This is a genomic window from Marinobacter sp. (assembly GCF_041686475.1).
Classification (GTDB): Bacteria; Pseudomonadota; Gammaproteobacteria; order Pseudomonadales; family Oleiphilaceae; genus Marinobacter.
Genome location: NZ_JAWLDU010000004.1, coordinates 63,966 through 82,315, shown reverse-complemented (window position 1 = coordinate 82,315; position 18,350 = coordinate 63,966). Strand labels below are relative to the sequence as shown.

The following is an 18,350-nucleotide window of genomic DNA, read 5'->3' as shown; positions in this document are numbered from 1 at the left end:
TGCTCAAGGGAGATCGGTGGTTTTTGCGGTGCAGTGATAACCGTTGTTGTTACAGCTGGTCCAACCATTGGCGAACCCAGGGCTCCGCTTCGATTTCCGGGTCGGTGGTTTCCAGCGCGTCAATTCGCAGAGTATCACCGACCTTCTGTGCCGAGGTTTCGTAAAAGGCTTCTTCCATCAACTCGCCGGCACCGCAAAAAGTGTCGCCGTAGGAACTGTCACCCAATACGATCACTCCGAAAGGGCGTCCGGGTTGCTGGGGCAACTCGTCGCGGAGCCTGACATAGAATGGCAGCAGATTGGGAGGAACCTCGCCCTGCCCCGTGGTCGACGTACAGACCAGTATCGGGTCGTCATTCCCGGTTACGTCTTCGAGTTCCGGGTTCTCAAGTACGATGATCTGGTGCCCTTCCTGTCCCAGGTTTTTTTTCAGTGCGCGCGCCGTCAGCAGTGCGCCGCCATAGACACTTCCAACGAGAATCCGGATTGAAGCCATGTGTTGTCCCGTTCACTCATAAGGGCAAGGGAAATCCCGTCGCCGCATGAATTGCGGGATGATAATAACGAGTGAACGCCCGGGCCTCAAGCGCTGGCATCAGGCGCAGCCTGCTCGGCAGAGGTGGTGCGCACCCGCGGTGCAATCCGGTTGCGGCCATCTTCCTTGGCGCTGTACAGACAGATATCGGCCTGTACAGAGACTTCGGTCAAGCAATCGCGATTATGACAGTTTTGTTTCATTTTCATGGCAAAAAAATTATAGTTGCCGCCGTATGAAGGCTGAATCTCAGCTCACCGTGTTCCCTGTTGCGAGACCAGATGTGTTATGGCCGGCAAAAACGGATATCTTGATAGCCTCCTGACCAGCCCGTCCACCGAGCGCTACCGCGTCGGGATAAGCTTCCTGTTCCTGTTCTTTGTCTTCCTTGCGGTGGGTCAGATCAGTAGCGGCATGCCCAATAGCATGCTGTTGATGGCCGCTGCGGTGATTGGTGGCTACATGGCCATCAATATCGGCGCCAATGATGTCGCCAACAATGTCGGGCCTGCAGTGGGTTCCGGCGCACTGTCATTGGGTGGCGCGGTTGTTATTGCGGCCATTTTCGAGGCTGCGGGCGCCATTATCGCCGGCGGTGACGTGGTTTCCACTATCAAGGGTGGCATTATTGCCGCTGACCGCCTGGAGGATGTGAGTACCTTTGTGTGGCTGATGACCGCAGCCTTGCTGGCCGGTGCTCTCTGGCTCAACCTGGCTACCTGGATGGGCGCGCCGGTTTCCACCACCCATTCCATTGTTGGTGGTGTTCTGGGTGCCGGCATTGCTGCTGGCGGCTGGGGTATCGCTGACTGGGCCGTGATGGGCAAGATCGTCGCCAGCTGGGTGATTTCCCCGGTGATGGGCGGTGTGCTGGCGGCCCTGTTCCTGTATGCCATCAAGAAGACCGTGCTATACCGGCAGAATGTTGTTTCTGCCGCCCGGACCTTCGTGCCCTGGCTCGTGGCCATTATGGCCTGGGCGTTTGGTACCTACCTGATGGTCAAGGGCGTCAAGAAGATTGTCAGTGTCGATTTCCTCGGCGCCTCTCTGGTGGGCCTGGCGCTGGCGGTTGTCGTTTTTATCGCCATGAGAGTCCTGGTTGGGCGCCGCGCGGCTACCATGGAGAATAACGCGGAAGGAGTGAACGAGCTCTTTGTCTGGCCGATGATCTTCGCCGCTGCTCTGCTCAGTTTTGCCCATGGTGCCAACGACGTGGCCAACGCCATCGGCCCGCTGGCCGCTATTAACGATGCACTGTCCGCAGAAGCGGTGGTAACCGCTGCATCCATTCCTCTGTGGGTGATGCTGGTGGGTGCGGTTGGTCTGGCAGTGGGCCTTATGCTGTTCGGGCCGCGACTGATCAAGACGGTCGGCAGCGAAATCACCGAACTGGATAAGACCCGCGCCTTCTGTATTGCCCTGTCGGCAGCGCTTACGGTCATCATCGCGTCCCAATTGGGGCTGCCAGTGAGTTCAACCCATATCGCGGTTGGTGGTGTTTTTGGTGTCGGCTTCCTGAGGGAATACCTGAAGTCTAACTATGCGACCCAGCTCCACAGTATCATGGACAGCCACGAAGGAGAGGAGCGGGAACGTCTGCGTCCGTTCCTGGAGGATTTCCGCAATGCCTCCGTTGAGGAGATGGAAAACCTGCTCACCCAGGCCAAGCAGAAGCAACAGGTGCCCCTGTCCAAGAAGGAACGTAAGCGCCTCAAGACGATCTATCGCGAGGAGATGGTAAAGCGTTCCCACCTCACCCGGATTGTCGCCGCCTGGATCATCACAGTGCCGGTTTCGGCCTGCCTCGCCGCCGTCCTTTTCTTCACCCTGCGTGGATTCCTGATGTAAGGAATCGCCTGCGCTGGTTGTCAGCAGCCGGTTTGGCCCATACTATTCCTGATGTGGGAGGCGTTTGCTTCCCTCACTATTGCCAACCTGTCCGGGGATTGATCCATGAGTTCAGCAGAACAGAGCCGTCAGGCCAAGGTCATTGACGAGCTCAGAGTTTTTATCAAGAAGGTCCTGAGTGACCCGACCATTGCCGTGAAGTCGGTGGATATTGCGCGCAAGTACCGTAATGAGCCCAATGCCAATGAGCTTATTGCCCGGGAGATCAGCGCTAACACCACGATCCGGATTCCGGAAAACTGGAGTAGCGCCGATCACATGTTTCTCGAGATTCTGGACGAAGTCCTGGATGATGAAGAAGCGCTTTACTGAGTTTTTTCAGGCTGATGCTGTTTCAGTACAGCATCGGCCATCTGGTCCAGGATGATAATCTCGTCCTGAATACCTTCATCCGCAGACAATTCACGCTGTTCCTTCAGAATGTCTGCCAGAATTTCCCTGGTCGTTAGCGGGTTCGCCAACACCACTCTGAATACGATACAGGGGAAATTGAAGTAGCGTGCTGGCTCGAGCCGGGTCCGGGAAACGAACGCTTTGCCGCGCTCGCGCTGGGTTTTCTGCAGGAACTTGGTGATACGGTTCAGGGACGTGTTCAGCCGCTCTACCTGCAGGGAGTCGGCGACAGAGAGCGCCTGTTGTGCTTTTTCGGGACAGTAGCGGTAGGTAAGGATGTTGAGCTCGGGTTCGGTAATGAGCTCGAAATCCGCCTCTGCGTTGATCATTTCCGCGAAGGTTTTTGCCTTGTCGATGCCCTGGTCGATGAGGATTTCGTACCCCTCCCGCGCCAGTATTCTCAGCCCTGACTGGATCAGCATGGACATACCGGGCCTTGAGCCTTCCAGAGTGGTGCTGCCCAGGTCCCGCGAGCCTTTACGGATGATGTACTGGGCGTGGTGTTCAACAGCGCTGGCCAGGCCAGGGTCCCGGAACACCACCAGGCCTGCGCCCATCGGCACGTAGAGCTGCTTGTGGGCGTCGAAAGTGACCGAATCGGCTTTTTCGATGCCGCGCATCAGATGCCGGTGAGTGCGGGAGAACAGTGTGGGCCCGCCCCAGGCGGCGTCCACGTGGAAGTGGGCACCGAACTCGCGGGCAATGTCCGCCATGGCGTCCAGGGGGTCAACGTTGCCAGTTTCAGTGGTGCCGGCAATCCCGCATATGGCCATGACGCGGATTTTCTGGCGGTGCAGTTCCAGGCATTTTTCCCGCAGGGCGTCGGTGTTGATCCGATTGTCGTCATCGGTGTCCACGGGCACCAGGAAATCACGGCCCAGGCCGAGTACATCGGCGGCTTTGCGCAGGGAGTAATGGCCGCGGCGGGACACCAATATGGCGGCGCCTTCGCAGCCGTAATAGCGCAGGGCACGGAACAGGCCTTCCTGGTGGATGCCGCGGAAGCTGCCTTCGGCCGGGAAGGCGTTGTTGCGGGCCACCCAGAGTGCCGTCAGGTTGGCAACAGTGCCGCCGGAGCACATGGCGCCCAGGGCGTAGCGGGGGTCGTGCATCCATTTACGGTAGAAGGCGCCGTCCTGCTCGTAGACCAGCCGGTGAATCATGCCCAGAACCTGACGCTCCATGGGTGTAAACGCCTTGGAGGTTTCGGTTTTGACCAGGTTCTGGTTGAGGGCAATCATGATCTTGGACAGCGGCAGCATGAAGTAAGGCAGTGCCGATGTCATGTGGCCGATGAAGCTTGGCGAGGCCGTGTGTACGGAGTTGGCCACCAGCTTGTCGAGCAGAAACTGGGCCTGTTCGGAGACAAAGATGGGTTTTTCGGGAATGGTATAGTCCGAGAAGTCTTTCTCGACTTCGGAAAGATCCCGTTCGACCGCAACAATGTGTTCCTGCAGGAAACCGGCAAGGTTGCGGGATATGTTCTGGTCAATCCGACTCAGTGTGGATTCCGGTGCCTCGGGCACGGTGAATACACGGTACATGGCCTCTACCGAGGCCTGGGCGGATTTCTTCTTTCCGGTCATAGGTGCCACACATTTTCAGTGGTCATCCACAGGGCCTGTTCCGGATACCCTGTGGATATGGTCGGAAGCGCGGGGCTCCGACGTCGGTAACTTGTCACCGGGCTTAGGCCAGGCGCTCTGTTCTCCCTGAGGTGGCGTAGTATACGGTGTCATGAAACCATACGCTACAGCGGGCCCCGTGAGTGGGAGGGGGGTCAGAGTATCTCCCGGTGTACGTTGAGTATGGCAGCGTCGACACGTTCCTGTATGGCTTTTTCGACTTGGTCGAGGCGCTGGGATATCTGCTGTGATGACTCTCCCAGGGCGGCGATGGTCCAGGTGGCGCAGTCGAGGGCGTCCTGGTCGGCGGTTTCGGCGACCGCAAGGTCGGGTTCTTTGCCCCAGACGGCTTTCATGGCGGTGAAGGCTTTGCGTTTGGCTTTGAGGTCTTCGCAGGCGTAGAGCTGGAAGTGCAGCGTCAGGATGCCTACGTGAGGCGTGATGACTGGCTGCTGGGGGTTGCCTTGGTTCAGAAGTTTTCTCAGGGCTTCGGACATCTTTATGCTTCCGACTATGGTGCAGGAATCGACGGGGGATGGCTTTCCAAAACACGCTCCTTCGGCCCATCTCTGGGGTGCTTGGGCTCCGCCATCCTTGGCTCCGCACAGTTTTGGAAAGCCCTCCCCCGCCGGTTCGCGAACCTTTCAGTTAGAGTCCGCCTCCGCAGAACATTATTCAGTGTCCAGCGGCTTGATCCCTAGCCTACTACAGGCGTCGCCCGTTTGATAATGGCCGCCGGGTTGGTGCCGGAGGGTAAATTACCGTAGTTCAGGCCGCCATTGTCTTCCAGCCGTGACGCGCAGAAACCATCGGCTACCGCCGGGTCTGAGTTTCTGATCAGCAGGGAGGCCTGCATCAGCAGGGCCAGGCGGTCGACCAGGTTGCGGGCGCGGTATTCGAAGTCGCTGATGTCGGCGAAGTCGTTCTGCAGTTGTGCCAGGAAGCGGTCGAAGCGGGCGTCGCTGCCACGGGCCTCGGCGGCTTCATTGAAAAAGGCGTCGAGGGTGTCCGGTTCTTTCTGCAGGGCGCGCAGGATGTCCAGGCACTGGACGTTGCCGCTGCCTTCCCAGATGGCGTTGACCGGGGATTCGCGCAGCAGGCGGGGCATGATGCAGTCTTCCATCACGCCGCTGCCGCCGATGCATTCCATGGCTTCGTAGGCGTGGTTCGGGGTGCGTTTGCAGATCCAGTACTTGCCAACGGGGGTAGCCAGTCGGGCCAGTAGGCGTTCGTGTTCCAGGTGCTGGTTGTCCAGGGAGCGGGCGATGCGCATGGTGTAGGCCAGTGCGGCTTCGCTTTCCAGGGCCAGGTCGGCCAGTACGTTCTGCATCAGCGGCTGGTCGCTGAGGCGGTTGCCAAAGGCGCTGCGGTGGTGGCAATGGTGGCTGGCCTGGGCAAAGGCCTGGCGCAATCCGGCGGAGCTGCCGATCATGCAGTCGAAACGGGTCATGGCGACCATTTCAATAATGGTGGGTACGCCTCGGCCTTCTTCGCCAACCATCCAGGCCAGGGCACCGCGCAGTTCCGCTTCGCTGGAAGCGTTGGCGACGTTGCCCATCTTGTTTTTCAGGCGCTGGACCTGCCAGGGGTTCTTGCTGCCATCGGGGCGCCAGCGTGGCATCAGGAAGCAGGACAGCCCGCTTTTTGTCTGCGCCAGGACCAGGAAGGCGTCGCACATGGGAGCCGACACAAACCATTTGTGGCCCACCAGTTCGTAGGCCTGACCCGGGCCTTCAGCGCCGATGGCGTAGGCTCTGGTGCTGTTGGCTCTGACGTCGCTGCCGCCCTGTTTTTCGGTCATCGCCATGCCGATGGTGACGGACTGTTTCTCGCTGTCTGGCAGGTTGCGGGGGTCGTAGCTGTTGGCGAGGATCTTGTTTTCCCAGATGGCCGCCAGCTCCGGTTGTTTGCGGATCGAGGGAATGGCGGCGAATGTCATGGTAATGGGGCAGCAATGGGCTGCTTCCACCTGGGAATGCATATAGTACTTGGCGGCCCTGGCAACATGGGCGCCCGCTCCGGGGTTGGTCCATGGGCTGCTGTGGAGGCCGTTTTCCATGGCGGTCGTCATCAGCTGGTGGTAGGCGGGGTGGAAGTCAACCTGGTCAATCCGGTGACCAAAACGGTCGTGAGTGTTGAACACCGGTTTGTTTTCGTTGGCCCGGAATCCCAGCTCGATGGTTTCCGCTGCGCCGGCCAGGGCGCCGAACTGCTTCAGGTCGCTGGTGGCCGCCGCCGCTCCTTCCCGGGCCACGGCCTCCTGCAGGGCCTGGTCCTGCTCGAACAGACTGTAGTTCTCAAGCGCCGGCGGCTGGTTTAAGACCTCGTGGGTAACAGCCAGGTATCGGTCGTCACCGGAGGCCGGTGTTTTGTCCTGTGGCAGGGGCTGGCGGGCGTTCATGTTTACCTCCTGGTGCCGGTCAACCCCTGCATGCAAAAGCAGATGATAGAGTCGACCGGCGCATTATGGTCATTGTTATCTGCATGGTCTGCACTGCCTGTCTGGGCCGGTGATAATGGCCCCACCAGGCTTTCGGCAATGGCACCTACAAGACAGGTACTGCTTTGCCTGGCGTCCTGGTCCGGAAGGCTGTTCTCTTCCATGCCCTCTCTTATCGCCTGCTCGAACAGCTCCGCGTAGGCCCTGCGAAACTTGAGACGTTCTTCTTCCACTTTCGGATCCACGGGCTCGGCAATCAGTGACCAGGCCATCACTGGCCCTCTCAGGGCGCGTTCTGCAAACTGGCGAAGAGCCATTTCCAGCCTGATTACTGCGTTACCTTCCGTAGCCAGTGCCTCGGCTACCTTGTCCACTTCCCGTTGCGTGGCAATCCTGAAAATCTCTGCGAACAGGTCCTCTTTGGACTCGAAGTGCCTGTAGATGGTTCCAGTGGCGATTCCCGCGCACGCCGCAATATGGGTTATCTGTGCGTTGCGGAAACCGCCGTCTGAAACACATCCATATGTACATTCGATAATGCGCTTGCGGGCCTCGGCCTTGCGGTTGCGCATCTTTTCCGTTTCCCGATATGCCATGCGGGTCCCTTATAAGTAGTGAATCATTATTCATTCTTTGTGTCAATCAATCACTCTGCGCCGCCTTACTAATATTATCCTTTTAAAACAACGCCGTGAGTAATGTTACAAAAAATTACAAAAAAGACGTTGTGAGGAAATAGCGTTGCAACCGAAAGCGGATTATAAAGACGCCAAGGCGGTCTGAAAGATGTGCCCGCCGAGACGGAGCGACCTGCCGGAGCAGGCGTGGTGCGCTCAATTTACTGTTTTCGTTGATGGGGAATAACATGAGTGAACTCGACGAAAGCAATCTGGAGCAATCCGGTAGCTGGACATACGACAGCGACGATACACATTCCATTGCCGGGCGAGCGCGTATTCGTGCCCAGCTCCAGCAGGATATAGAATCGTTCCTGAGCCAGGGTGGTAAAATAGAGGAAGTGGACACGGCATTCCGTTCAGACCCTTCCCGCAAAGTGGATGTTGGTTTCAATAATCGCTCCCTCTGAGCCTGCCAGGCCGCACCCCCCGGGTTGCGGCCTGTTCAGCGCCGCCCTTTTGCCGTTGTTTTGATGCCAGTCTCACCGCCGCTCCTCTCGATCCTCTATGCTGCCTGCGGCAGGATAGTGCTTTCCTGACCCCGTGACCGTTATATACGCCGCATTTAACCCTGAACAGGCAAGTATAGATGAGAGGACTTCTTCGTTCTGCAACCATGGCACTCATCGCCCTGGCGGCGATATTTGCCGGCTTCTCTGGAAGGAACCAGTTTGCCCGGGGGCTGGGCTGAAACCGATAGCAATGGCTCTCTGGTTCCGACACCCGAGTTGCGACAGTTATTCGAATATTACCTCTCTGCTCTGGGAGAAGAGACACTGCCCCAGTTGGTAGCACGCATAGAACAGGCACTGGCCCGATTGCAGGAACCGGCGCGCTCGGAAGCGCTGGCGACCCTGGAGAATTACCTGGATTACAAGCTGGCGCTGGGGGAGCTGGAAGCCTCTTATGGCTACGCCGCAACCCTGGATGCGCATCAGATACAGCAAAGAATGGCGGAGATTCGGGCCTTGCGGCGTAACTGGATGGATGCGCCAACGGCGGAGGCTTTTTTTGCCAGCGACGAGGCTATAGACCAGTTTCAGGTAGAGCAGTTGCGGATACGGACCGACCAATCGCTTTCCGAAATGGAACGTGAGCAGGCACTGACCCGCGCTGAGGAAGCATTGCCACCAGCGGTGCGGGAAGCCCGCCGGGAAACCCGCAAGTTCACCGATTATCAGCAGGCCCGGACAGAATTGGCTAATGATCCGCAGGCGCTGAGCGCCTGGCGTAAGGAGCGTTTTGGTGAAGAGGCTGCCAGGCAGCTGGAAGAGGAAGAAGCCCGACAGCGGGCGTGGGAAGTTAAATGGCAGGCCTACAGCGCGGAGCTTGCAGAGCTCGAACGCCTTGGTATTGCTGGCCCGGAGCGTGAAGCGGCCATTGATGCACTCAGGGAAGACTATTTCGAGGGTGCGGAAAAGCTCCGCGCGGAAGCGCTGGATTCCCTCCGGTAATATTCTGTTCATCCGCCCATGGCAGCCTGAGTCCCGGGATAAGTTGCGGGCCCTGCCACCGCTGCCTGCGGGCGTGTATGATGGAGCAGTATCGTGCTCCATTTTCCTCAGGAGGTATTCCGTGAGCTCTTCGGTAAACCGTAATTTCCCCGCCTCGCGTTTGCGCCGAAACCGGGTTGACAGTTTTTCCCGCAGGCTGGTGCGGGAACATCAGCTCAGCGCCGATAACCTGATTTTTCCGGTGTTCGTACTGGAAGGACAGGGGCAGCGGGAAGCCGTGCCCTCCATGCCGGGCGTTGAGCGGCTGAGCATTGACCTTCTGGTAGAGCAGGCGGCGGAACTGGTTGACCTGGGAATTCCGGCAGTGGCGCTGTTTCCGGTCGTGCCGGCGGAACACAAGAACCTGTCCGGCTCCGGCGCATGGGATTCTGAGGGGCTGGCCCAGCGCGCCGTGCGAGCCCTGAAGAAAGCCCAGCCCGAACTGGGAGTGATTACCGATATTGCACTGGATCCATTTACCACCCACGGCCAGGACGGCATTATCGATAACGATGGTTATGTGCTGAACGATGTAACGGTTGAGGCACTGGTAAACCAGGCGCTCTCCCATGCGGGCGCCGGGGCCGATATCGTGGCCCCCTCGGATATGATGGATGGCCGGGTTGCCGCCATACGTGATGCCCTGGAGTCCGCCGGCTATGTGAACACACGGATTCTGGCCTATTCTGCGAAGTATGCGTCCAGCTATTATGGGCCTTTCCGGGATGCAGTGGGCTCTGCCGGCAATCTGGGCAAGGGCAACAAGTCCACTTACCAGATGGACCCGGCCAACAGCGACGAGGCCCTGCAGGAAGTGGCCATGGATATTGCCGAGGGCGCTGACATGGTGATGATCAAACCAGGCATGCCCTACCTGGATATTGTCTACCGCGTGAAGCATGAGCTGCAGGTGCCCACGTTCGTTTACCAGGTCAGTGGTGAATACGCCATGCACATGGCCGCTGCGGAAAACGGCTGGCTCGATGGCGACGCAGTGATGATGGAAAGCCTGATGGCCATGCGCCGTGCCGGTGCTGATGCCATCCTGACCTATTTTGCCGTCAGGGCTGCGCGGCTGATGAAAAGCCGCAGCACCTGACAGGCCACAGTCACATCAGGGAGCCGTACCGGCGACCTGACAATGGAAGCAGTGAGCAATGAGTACCGATTCGGCAAACAACCTGACAGCTGCTGATACCACGAATGTGCCGGCTCCGGTGGAAGTTCCGGCTCCGGGCAATGACGTTGATGTGGCAGCCCAGGAAAACTACTTCAACCGCGAGCTGAGCCAGCTGCAATTCAACTACCGCGTGCTCAAGCAGGCGCTGGATACGACTCATCCTCTGATTAACCGGCTGATGTTCTGCTGCATTTTCAGCAGCAACATGGATGAGTTTTTCGAGATCCGTGTTGCCGGTCTGCGCCAGCAGATCAAATACGGCCGGGAAACGCTGGGCTCTGATGGCATGATGCCGGAGCAGGTGCTTGGTGAAATCAGCCGGGTGGCCCACGAGTACATCCGGGAACAGTACGACATTATTAACAACGTGCTGATTCCTGAAATGGAACAGGAGAACATTCACTTCGTCCGGCGCCGTGAGTGGACAGAGGCCCAGGCGGACTGGGTGCGCCGGTATTTCGAGGAGGAAATCCTGCCGGTCGTCAGCCCGATCGGTCTTGACCCGTCGCACCCTTTCCCGCGACTGGTCAACAAAAGCCTGAACTTTATCGTCGAGCTCGATGGCAAGGATGCCTTTGGACGCGAAACCGGCATGGCCATCGTACCGGCACCGCGCTCTCTGCCCCGCCTGGTGCGCCTGCCGGACGATGTCTGTGATGGTGGCGATAACCTGGTGTTTCTGTCGTCAATGATTCACGCCCATGCCGACGAGCTGTTTCCGGGCATGGAAGTGAAGGGTTGCTACCAGTTCCGCCTGACCCGTAATGCCGACCTTGAGCTGGAAGACGACCTTGAAGACCTGGCCTCCGCCCTGCGCGGCGAGCTTTTGAGCCGACGTTTTGGTGATGGTGTGCGGCTGGAAGTGGCGGACAACTGCCCCGAGGAACTGGTGCATTTCCTGCTTCGGGAGTTTGGCCTTACTGACCGGGATCTTTACCAGGTGCACGGGCCGGTTAACCTCACCCGCCTGATGGCGGTCGGTGGACTGGTGGACCGACAGGATCTGACCTATTCGGGTTTTTCCCCGTCGATTCCGCGCCAGATCCGCACCAAGGAAACCATGTTCGACGCGATTCGCAAACGTCCGCTGTTGTTGCTGCATCCCTACGAGAACTTCAGCCCGGTAGTGGATCTGCTGCGTCAGGCCGCCAAGGATCCCCAGGTGCTGGCCATTCGCCAGACCCTGTATCGTACCGGCGCGGATTCGGAAATTGTCGAAGCGCTGATGGACGCCGCCCGTCGTGGCAAGGAAGTCACCGCCATTATCGAACTCAGGGCCCGTTTCAGCGAAGCGGAAAACCTGGAGCTGGCCAGCCGTCTTCAGGAGGCTGGCGTTATCGTGGTTTACGGGGTGGTGGGCTACAAGACCCACGCCAAGATGATCCTGATTGTGCGCAGGGAGGAAGGCAAGCTGCGCCGTTATGTTCATCTGGGCACGGGAAACTACCATGCCGGAAATGCCCGGCTGTACACTGATTACAGTTACATGACCTGTGATGAATCCATCGGCGATGACGTCAACAAGCTGTTCCAGCAGCTGACAGGCATGGGTAAGGCGCTGAAGATAAAGAAACTGTTTCACTCCCCGTTTACGTTGCACAGCCGTTTGCTCGGGCTGGTCGAGCGGGAAGCGGAACTGGGTGAAAAAGGTCGAATCATCCTGAAATTCAATGCCCTGACTGAGCGAGAGCTGATCAAGGCGCTTTACCGGGCGTCCCGGGCCGGGGTGAAAATAGACCTGATCATCCGTGGCATCTGTTGCCTGCGCCCTGAGGTGCCAGGACTCTCGGAAAATATCCGGGTACGCTCCATCATTGGACGATTCCTGGAGCATACCCGGGTTTACTATTTTGGTAACAACGGTCGGCCCGAAGTCTACGGATCCAGTGCCGACGGCATGGAACGTAACCTGCTGAGCCGCGTGGAAACAGCTTTTCCCGTCGAAGATCCGGCCCTGATTGCGCGGATGCGGGAAGACCTGGACACTTACCTGGCCGACAATTGCCAATCATGGGTGTTGCAGCCGGATGGCAGTTACATTCAGAATCAGCCGGCCGAGGGTGAAGCGCGTCTGGCATCCCAGCTGGTCCTGCTTGAACGCCTGACCGGAAAATAACACAACCCCGTGCCGTTCCATGCCGACAGGGCAGGCGGCATGGGCGCTGTATTGGAGAGCGGGTAGTTGAAAAAGCAATGGATGGTTGCCGGTGCGGCAGTGCTGGCGGTTGGCGTAGTCGCCCCCTGGGCGGTAGGTTACGTGACAGAACAGCAGTGGCAAAGCGTCACCACGGAAGTGAACCAGGCCCAGCCTCTTTTCCAGCTGGAAACGCGTGATTATAAACGGGGCTATCTGGGTGCTGATTTTACCGGCACTGTTTCGGTCCAGAACCCGGATACCGGCGAAGAGCATGAATTCGGGTATCAGGCCCGGGTGAGCCATGGCGTGACCGGCAGTCTGCTGGATTTTTCCCCGTCTGACGATTTTGGTTCGGAAATTGAAGAAATCTTTCCCGACGAATTGCCACGGCTCACCCTGGAAACACGTCTCTGGGGCACGGCGATTGTGGAACTGACTGTCCCGGCGGTCAGCGTTATCAACGACGAGACCGGCGAATCCTTTGACCTTTCTGAAAGCTATGGTCGTGCGGAAATCGGCGACACTGGCTCCAGGGCCGATTTGCTGATGTTGTGGCCAGGCGCCGTCATCCGTGGGCCTGATATTCGCATCAGCATCGAAGATTTCCGTTTTGAGCAGGCCATGGAGCATCTGACCGGGGACGTCTGGCTGGGCGATGGTGATATGTCGTTGGCCCGCCTCGAAATAGCTGCCCGCGATGAGCCCTTGTTCAGGTTTGACGATTTTGCCATCCAGAGCGAGATCTTTACTGAGAACAATGGCACAAGTATTGGCTCAGAGACTCTTGCGACTCTGGACACCATGACGGTGGACCACAACAGTTTTGGGCCGCATCGGCTGGCGTTCGTGTTCAGCGGCGTGGATGTCCAGAACTGGAACGACCTGACTTCGGCACTGACAGATATGCAGGCGGCTGCCCTTACGCCATCCGGTGGCGACTCCCGTGCTGAGATGCAGAAACAGATGGAGTCCATGAACCACATCAACCAGGCCATGCTGGGGCTTGCCGGTGAAGGTTTCTCGTTCGGTTTCCCGGAGCTTTCGTTTGCGACGCCGCAGGGCCCGGTGACTGGCGAGATCATGGTACGCCATCCATCGTTAACGGATGACGAAAAAGACCAGATGATGATGGTGATGCAGCGCCTGACAGGTAATCTCGACCTGAGCATGCCTCTGGCACTGGTGGAGCAGTATCCTGAGCTGGGGATGCAGGTAGCGCCACTGATCAAGCAGGGAATGATGGTGCAGGAGGGAGATCGTGTGCGGGTTCAGGGCACACTGGAAGACCTTGCCCTGGATATCAACGGCAATCTGATCCCTTTGCCGCCGCTGTTCTGAGTATTTCTTTTTGTTCCGGACTGCTGCCCTCCTTTGGGCAGCAGTTTCCCTGCCTCTTCAGTTCTGGCTGAACTTTTCCTTGAGCGCGGCTTCCACGGCCGGGTCGACAAATTCCGATACATCCCCGCCCAGGGAGGCGATTTCCCGGATCAGGGTTGAGGAGATGTACGACAGGTGGTTGGCAGGAGTCAGAAACACGCTTTCCACTTCCGGCGCCAACCGGCGGTTCATATCGGCCAGCTGGAACTCGTATTCGAAATCGGAGACGGCCCTGAGGCCACGGAGGATCACCGTTGCTCCCTGTTCCCTTACGAAGTCTGCCAGCAGGTTACTGAAGCCTGTGACGCTGACGTTGGGCAGATGTGAGGTGGCCCGGGCGACCAGGTCGCAGCGCTCTTCCAGGGTCAGCAGTGGAGACTTCTTGGGATTGTAGGCGATGGCAACGACCACTTCATCGAAGAGGCGGCCGGCGCGTTCGATGAGGTCGGTGTGGCCGTTGGTGATCGGGTCAAATGTGCCCGGATAGATGACTTTTGGCATTCGGAGCTCCTTTTCACCGGAAGCCGACAGGATAGCAGCCTTCCCGCCTATGATGAACTCAACCTGTTGACGGCCCTTCTTATCGGCGCCCGTTACCCAGCCCAGGTCGCAGGCACCGGACACAGAGACCCGAAATCACCGAATAAACAACTTGTATATCATCTTGTGGGCAGTCGTACCGTGAGGCGCGTACACAAACTTGCCACTGTTAAACTTCTGCTTGCTGAAAATCGCGCGATGATGGGAGAAAGTCAGGAAGCCTTCCTTACCGTGGTAATGGCCCATGCCTGAGTCACCCACACCCCCGAACGGCAGATCATCCTGGGCAACGTGCATAAGCGCATCGTTGATGCACATGCCGCCTGAATGGGTGTTGTCCACCACGTGCTCCTGCATTGATTTGTCGTAGCCGAAGAAATACAGCGCCAGGGGGCGAGGACGGTCATTGATGTAGTGAATCGCCTCGTCCAGGTTGCCGTAGCTGACCACCGGCAGAATCGGCCCGAAAATCTCATCCTGCATGATCTTCATATCCGGCGTCGTCTTCAGTGCCAGCGTAACAGGCATCTTGCGAGTGCCATCTTTCATATTCTCCTGAGCCGGATTGATCTCAACCAGCTCCGCACCCTTCTCCCGGGCGTCCTCGAGGTAACTTTGGAGGCGATCATACTGGCGCTCATTGATAATGGCCGTGTAATCGTCATTATCCCGCAGGCTTGGGTACATCTTCGCAAACTGGTTGCGGTATTCATCCACAAAAGCATGCACCCTGTCAGCCGGGCACAGAACATAGTCTGGCGCCACGCAGGTCTGGCCTGCGTTCAGGGCCTTGCCGAAGGCAATGCGCTGGGCCGCGTCTTCCATGGGAACATCCGGGGAGACAATGGCCGGCGACTTGCCACCCAGTTCCAGGGTGACCGGAGTGAGGTTCTCGGCTGCAGCACGCATCACTAGCTTGCCGACCGAGGTGGAACCGGTGAACAGCAGGTGATCAAAAGGCCGGCTGGAGAAATCCGCAGCAACATCCGCTTCACCGTTAATGACACTGACCAGGTCCTCCGGGAACGCCGATTCGATGATCTCCCGGAAAAGGGCAGAGGTATGGGGCGTGTATTCGGACATCTTGATCATGGTGCGGTTGCCGGCCGCCAGTGACGCTACCAGTGGCCCAACGGCCAGGTATAGTGGATAGTTCCAGGGCACGATGACGCCCACCACGCCCTTCGGCTGGTAGTGAACACGGTTACTGGCAGGCTGGAACAACATGGAAACATGCCGTTTGGAAGGTTTCATCCAGCCCTCAAGATTTTTCAGGGCGTAATTGATTCCCTGGATGGATGGCATGACCTCGGCAATCAGGGACTCGTCCTTCGAGCGACAACTGAAATCCCGGTCGATGGCGTCCAGCAACTTGTCCTGGTTGGCCATCAGCACACGTTTGAGCCGTTTCAGATTTTCCTGGCGTTCTGTCAGCGACGGCATAGGGTTGTTACGGAAGGCCTTTTTCTGATCATCGAACACCCTGTGAGTATGCTGGATCTGTTTTTTGCTTTCAGTCAGCTGTACAACGGTGGCAACCATAGCGTTCTCTCCTCGCGACACCGGGCTTTTGCCGGGCCGGAAATAGCATTGGTGAAAAAGTATTCAGTTTGCGCTTGCGGGTATTATTAGAGTATATACTCTAGTGAGTCAAGGCGACCGGATGGCGGATCGGGCCATCCTAAATACAACAACGCATTGCAGAGCCTATGAAAACCCGAGACAAGATCCTTCTTTCGAGCCTGGAGCTTTTTAACGAAAGGGGAGAGCGCAATATCACCACCAATCATATTGCTGCTCACCTGGCCATTTCGCCGGGCAACCTTTATTACCACTTCCGCAACAAGTCGGACATCATCTACGAGATTTTTCTCGAATATGAAAAGCTGGTGGATTTTTACCTGGATATTCCGGAAGACCGGCCCATTACCCTGGAAGACCTGACGTTCTACCTTGAGTCGGTGTTCGACGGACTCTGGAGTTACCGCTTCTTCCACCGGGACCTGGAATACCTGCTCGACAGTGACCTACGCCTGCGACAGGACTATCGCGAATTCACCAACCGCTGCCTGGCAGCGATCAGCAGGATTTTCGAGAAGCTGGCAGAAGCGGGGATTATCCAGCCCCAGCCAGACGAGCTGCGCTCTGCCATGTCGCTGAACGTGTGGCTGGTGATTACCAACTGGATGGCGTTCCTGAAAACAGCCCATGCCCTGGAAGAGTCGACCACCCTGACGCTGAACGAACTGAAACAGGGCATCTATCAGGTGCTGACGCTGGAAATCCCCTATCTGACGGCGGATTATCGCGAACAGGTGATGGCGTTGCGGGAAAAATACCGTCCCTGTCTGCCGGAGTCGGCAGAGGCTTCGAGTGAAGCAGCCGGATCAAGTTAATAATTGGGGAACTTTTAATCAATTGATGTGTCTTTAATAGTGACATCGGGAATTCGGACATTCACGGTGTCGCCTGAGAGAGTTCTCAGGTTTTAGCACGTCGCAAACCCTGACGTTTCGCCGGCCTGTTTCTGCAGGCCGGTTTTTTTTGGTCTGAACGCAGTGCCTACAGAGCTTCCGGTGCACCGTCTTCCAGCCATTGATGAAGCGCATTCCGTGATTCGTCGAGGCCCCGCTTTGAGGTTGCAGAAAACATGACCAGGTGCTGCAGGCACTCAAGCCCTTCCAGCTTTTGCGCGATGTTAAGCATCGCGGTTTTGGCCTGGCCAAACTTCAGTTTGTCGGCCTTGGTGGCCAGAATCATCAGTGGGAGCTTGTTATGTTCACACCATTCCACCATCATTTGATCAAAATCGGTTAACGGATGCCTGATGTCCATCACCAGTACCAGGCCCCGCAGGCAGCGGCGGTCGTTCAGGTAGTGGCCCAGGTGTTTCTGCCAGTCGTCTTTCATGTCCCGTGATACTTTGGCATAGCCATAGCCGGGCAGGTCCACCAGGCGGCAGTTTTCCCGGTTGAGTGAAAAGAAGTTGATCAGACGGGTACGCCCGGGGGTTTTACTGGTGCGGGCGAGCTTGCCATTGGTGGTGATGCAGTTGATGGCACTGGACTTGCCAGCGTTCGAGCGGCCGGCAAACGCCACCTCGGCACCGTGGTCGGGAGGACACTCCTCCAGCCGGGAGGCGCTTGTCAGAAACCGGGCGCTGTTGAAAGAGATGCTTTTTTGAGTCAGGTCAGATGACACGGGTGTTGATATTCCTATTGGATTTCAGTTATCAGGGATTAATGTATAATGCTACACCAATTCCGGGCAGCACGCTGAGCGTTGCTGCTTACCAGCCCCGGTTTGTGCCTTTCGGGCCCGTGCCTGCCGGCTGCATAACGAAGAATACTTTTGGATGAGAGAAGCGGAGCGAGCATGAAAAAACTGATCGCAGGAGTTGTTCTCGGTGTTGGCCTCACAGCGATGGCTCACGGGGCAGGAGATCCTGAAGCAGGCGAGGAAAACGCGGAAACATGCGCTGGTTGCCACGGTGAAGGTGGCGCAAAACCGGTGATGTCTGTTTACCCCAAGCTTTCGGGTATCGGGGAAAAGTACCTCTATCAGCAACTGGTGCTGATCAAGGACGAGGATCGCGAAATCGCAGAGATGACCGGTCTGCTGGACGACATGTCTGACCAGGATCTGCAGGACCTTGCTGCGTACTTCAACGAACAGGATATTACGGTCGCGCAGGCTGATCCTGATCTGGTGGACGAAGGCAAGGCACTCTATCGGGGTGGTAACATGGCCTCTGGCGTGCCTTCGTGTGCCGGCTGCCATAATCCCCGTGGTACGGGAAACGAGCCAGCCGGTTACCCCAGGCTTAGCGGCCAGAGTGCGGATTATGTTGAAAAGCAGCTCAAGGAATACCGCGACGGCGAGCGTGTGAGCGGCCAGAACGCGTCCATCATGATGGATGTTGCGGCCAAGCTCACGGATGCCGAGATCGAAGCCGTAGCCAGTTACGTTTCAGGGCTTAACTGACCTGTACGGACTGATCCAAAACCCCGCTCTGGCGGGGTTTTTTGTTGGTTGCCTCGCTTTA

At 57.6% G+C, this 18,350-nt stretch carries 18 protein-coding genes; 9 read left to right on the top strand and 9 right to left on the bottom strand.

Annotated elements, in window-relative coordinates; all coding sequences use genetic code 11:
- Positions 1–49: 49 nt before the first annotated feature.
- Both ACESMB_RS02105 and ACESMB_RS02100 read right to left on the bottom strand, forming a co-directional pair.
- Positions 50–496, bottom strand: coding sequence for a flavodoxin (locus ACESMB_RS02105; RefSeq protein WP_372925006.1), 447 nt, complete (start codon positions 494–496; stop codon positions 50–52).
- Positions 497–582: 86 nt separating this feature from the next.
- The gene (locus tag ACESMB_RS02100; protein WP_372925005.1) at positions 583–708 is read right to left on the bottom strand and encodes a hypothetical protein; all 126 of its coding nucleotides are present in this window, start codon (positions 706–708) and stop codon (positions 583–585) included.
- 115 nt (positions 709–823) lie between these two features.
- On the opposite strand from ACESMB_RS02100, the gene ACESMB_RS02095 reads away from it, so the two are divergent.
- Both ACESMB_RS02095 and ACESMB_RS02090 read left to right on the top strand, forming a co-directional pair.
- Entirely contained in the window at positions 824–2,383 is a 1,560-nt protein-coding gene (locus tag ACESMB_RS02095) for an inorganic phosphate transporter (RefSeq protein WP_372925004.1), read from the top strand.
- Between the two features lie 105 nt (positions 2,384–2,488).
- Complete coding sequence (locus ACESMB_RS02090; RefSeq protein ID WP_372925003.1) at positions 2,489–2,755, top strand: hypothetical protein; 267 nt, start codon at positions 2,489–2,491, stop codon at positions 2,753–2,755.
- On the opposite strand, the gene panP is transcribed toward ACESMB_RS02090, so the two are convergent.
- From panP to ACESMB_RS02070, 4 genes are all read right to left on the bottom strand, one after another.
- Positions 2,749–4,422, bottom strand: coding sequence for a pyridoxal-dependent aspartate 1-decarboxylase PanP (gene panP, locus ACESMB_RS02085; protein ID WP_372925002.1), 1,674 nt, complete (start codon positions 4,420–4,422; stop codon positions 2,749–2,751). The genes ACESMB_RS02090 and panP overlap by 7 nt on opposite strands.
- A 194-nt stretch (positions 4,423–4,616) precedes the next feature.
- Positions 4,617–4,958, bottom strand: coding sequence for a DUF503 domain-containing protein (locus tag ACESMB_RS02080; protein ID WP_372925001.1), 342 nt, complete (start codon positions 4,956–4,958; stop codon positions 4,617–4,619).
- Positions 4,959–5,158: 200 nt separating this feature from the next.
- Complete coding sequence (locus ACESMB_RS02075) at positions 5,159–6,862, bottom strand: isovaleryl-CoA dehydrogenase (protein WP_372970811.1); 1,704 nt, start codon at positions 6,860–6,862, stop codon at positions 5,159–5,161.
- Positions 6,863–6,864: 2 nt separating this feature from the next.
- Complete coding sequence (locus tag ACESMB_RS02070) at positions 6,865–7,497, bottom strand: TetR/AcrR family transcriptional regulator (RefSeq protein ID WP_372924999.1); 633 nt, start codon at positions 7,495–7,497, stop codon at positions 6,865–6,867.
- 269 nt (positions 7,498–7,766) lie between these two features.
- On the opposite strand from ACESMB_RS02070, the gene ACESMB_RS02065 reads away from it, so the two are divergent.
- The 5 genes from ACESMB_RS02065 to ACESMB_RS02045 all read left to right on the top strand — a co-directional run bounded on the left by ACESMB_RS02065 (position 7,767) and on the right by ACESMB_RS02045 (position 13,726).
- On the top strand, positions 7,767–7,988 hold the full coding sequence (locus ACESMB_RS02065) for a hypothetical protein (RefSeq protein ID WP_372924998.1): 222 nt from the start codon (positions 7,767–7,769) through the stop codon (positions 7,986–7,988).
- A gap of 261 nt (positions 7,989–8,249) precedes the next feature.
- The gene (locus ACESMB_RS02060; protein WP_372970810.1) at positions 8,250–9,032 is read left to right on the top strand and encodes a lipase secretion chaperone; all 783 of its coding nucleotides are present in this window, start codon (positions 8,250–8,252) and stop codon (positions 9,030–9,032) included.
- A 121-nt stretch (positions 9,033–9,153) separates the two neighbouring features.
- On the top strand, positions 9,154–10,170 hold the full coding sequence (gene hemB, locus ACESMB_RS02055) for a porphobilinogen synthase (protein WP_372924996.1): 1,017 nt from the start codon (positions 9,154–9,156) through the stop codon (positions 10,168–10,170).
- A 58-nt stretch (positions 10,171–10,228) separates the two neighbouring features.
- Positions 10,229–12,367, top strand: coding sequence for a polyphosphate kinase 1 (gene ppk1, locus ACESMB_RS02050; RefSeq protein ID WP_372924995.1), 2,139 nt, complete (start codon positions 10,229–10,231; stop codon positions 12,365–12,367).
- A gap of 66 nt (positions 12,368–12,433) precedes the next feature.
- Positions 12,434–13,726, top strand: coding sequence for a DUF945 family protein (locus ACESMB_RS02045; protein WP_372970809.1), 1,293 nt, complete (start codon positions 12,434–12,436; stop codon positions 13,724–13,726).
- Positions 13,727–13,783: 57 nt separating this feature from the next.
- On the opposite strand, the gene coaD is transcribed toward ACESMB_RS02045, so the two are convergent.
- Complete coding sequence (gene coaD, locus ACESMB_RS02040; protein ID WP_372924993.1) at positions 13,784–14,266, bottom strand: pantetheine-phosphate adenylyltransferase; 483 nt, start codon at positions 14,264–14,266, stop codon at positions 13,784–13,786.
- Between the two features lie 135 nt (positions 14,267–14,401).
- The gene (locus ACESMB_RS02035) at positions 14,402–15,847 is read right to left on the bottom strand and encodes a coniferyl aldehyde dehydrogenase (protein WP_372924992.1); all 1,446 of its coding nucleotides are present in this window, start codon (positions 15,845–15,847) and stop codon (positions 14,402–14,404) included.
- Between the two features lie 167 nt (positions 15,848–16,014).
- Here ACESMB_RS02035 and ACESMB_RS02030 point away from each other — a divergent pair, with 167 nt between their 5' ends.
- A complete protein-coding gene (locus ACESMB_RS02030; protein ID WP_372924991.1) occupies positions 16,015–16,701 on the top strand; it encodes a TetR/AcrR family transcriptional regulator in 687 nt (228 codons plus the stop codon).
- A gap of 166 nt (positions 16,702–16,867) precedes the next feature.
- On the opposite strand, the gene yihA is transcribed toward ACESMB_RS02030, so the two are convergent.
- Positions 16,868–17,506, bottom strand: a complete 639-nt coding sequence (gene yihA, locus ACESMB_RS02025) for a ribosome biogenesis GTP-binding protein YihA/YsxC (RefSeq protein WP_372924990.1) — start codon at positions 17,504–17,506, stop codon at positions 16,868–16,870.
- Between the two features lie 174 nt (positions 17,507–17,680).
- Here yihA and ACESMB_RS02020 point away from each other — a divergent pair, with 174 nt between their 5' ends.
- Positions 17,681–18,289 (top strand): c-type cytochrome, encoded by a 609-nt coding sequence (locus tag ACESMB_RS02020; RefSeq protein WP_372970808.1) that lies wholly within the window; start codon positions 17,681–17,683, stop codon positions 18,287–18,289.
- Positions 18,290–18,350 lie beyond the last annotated feature (61 nt).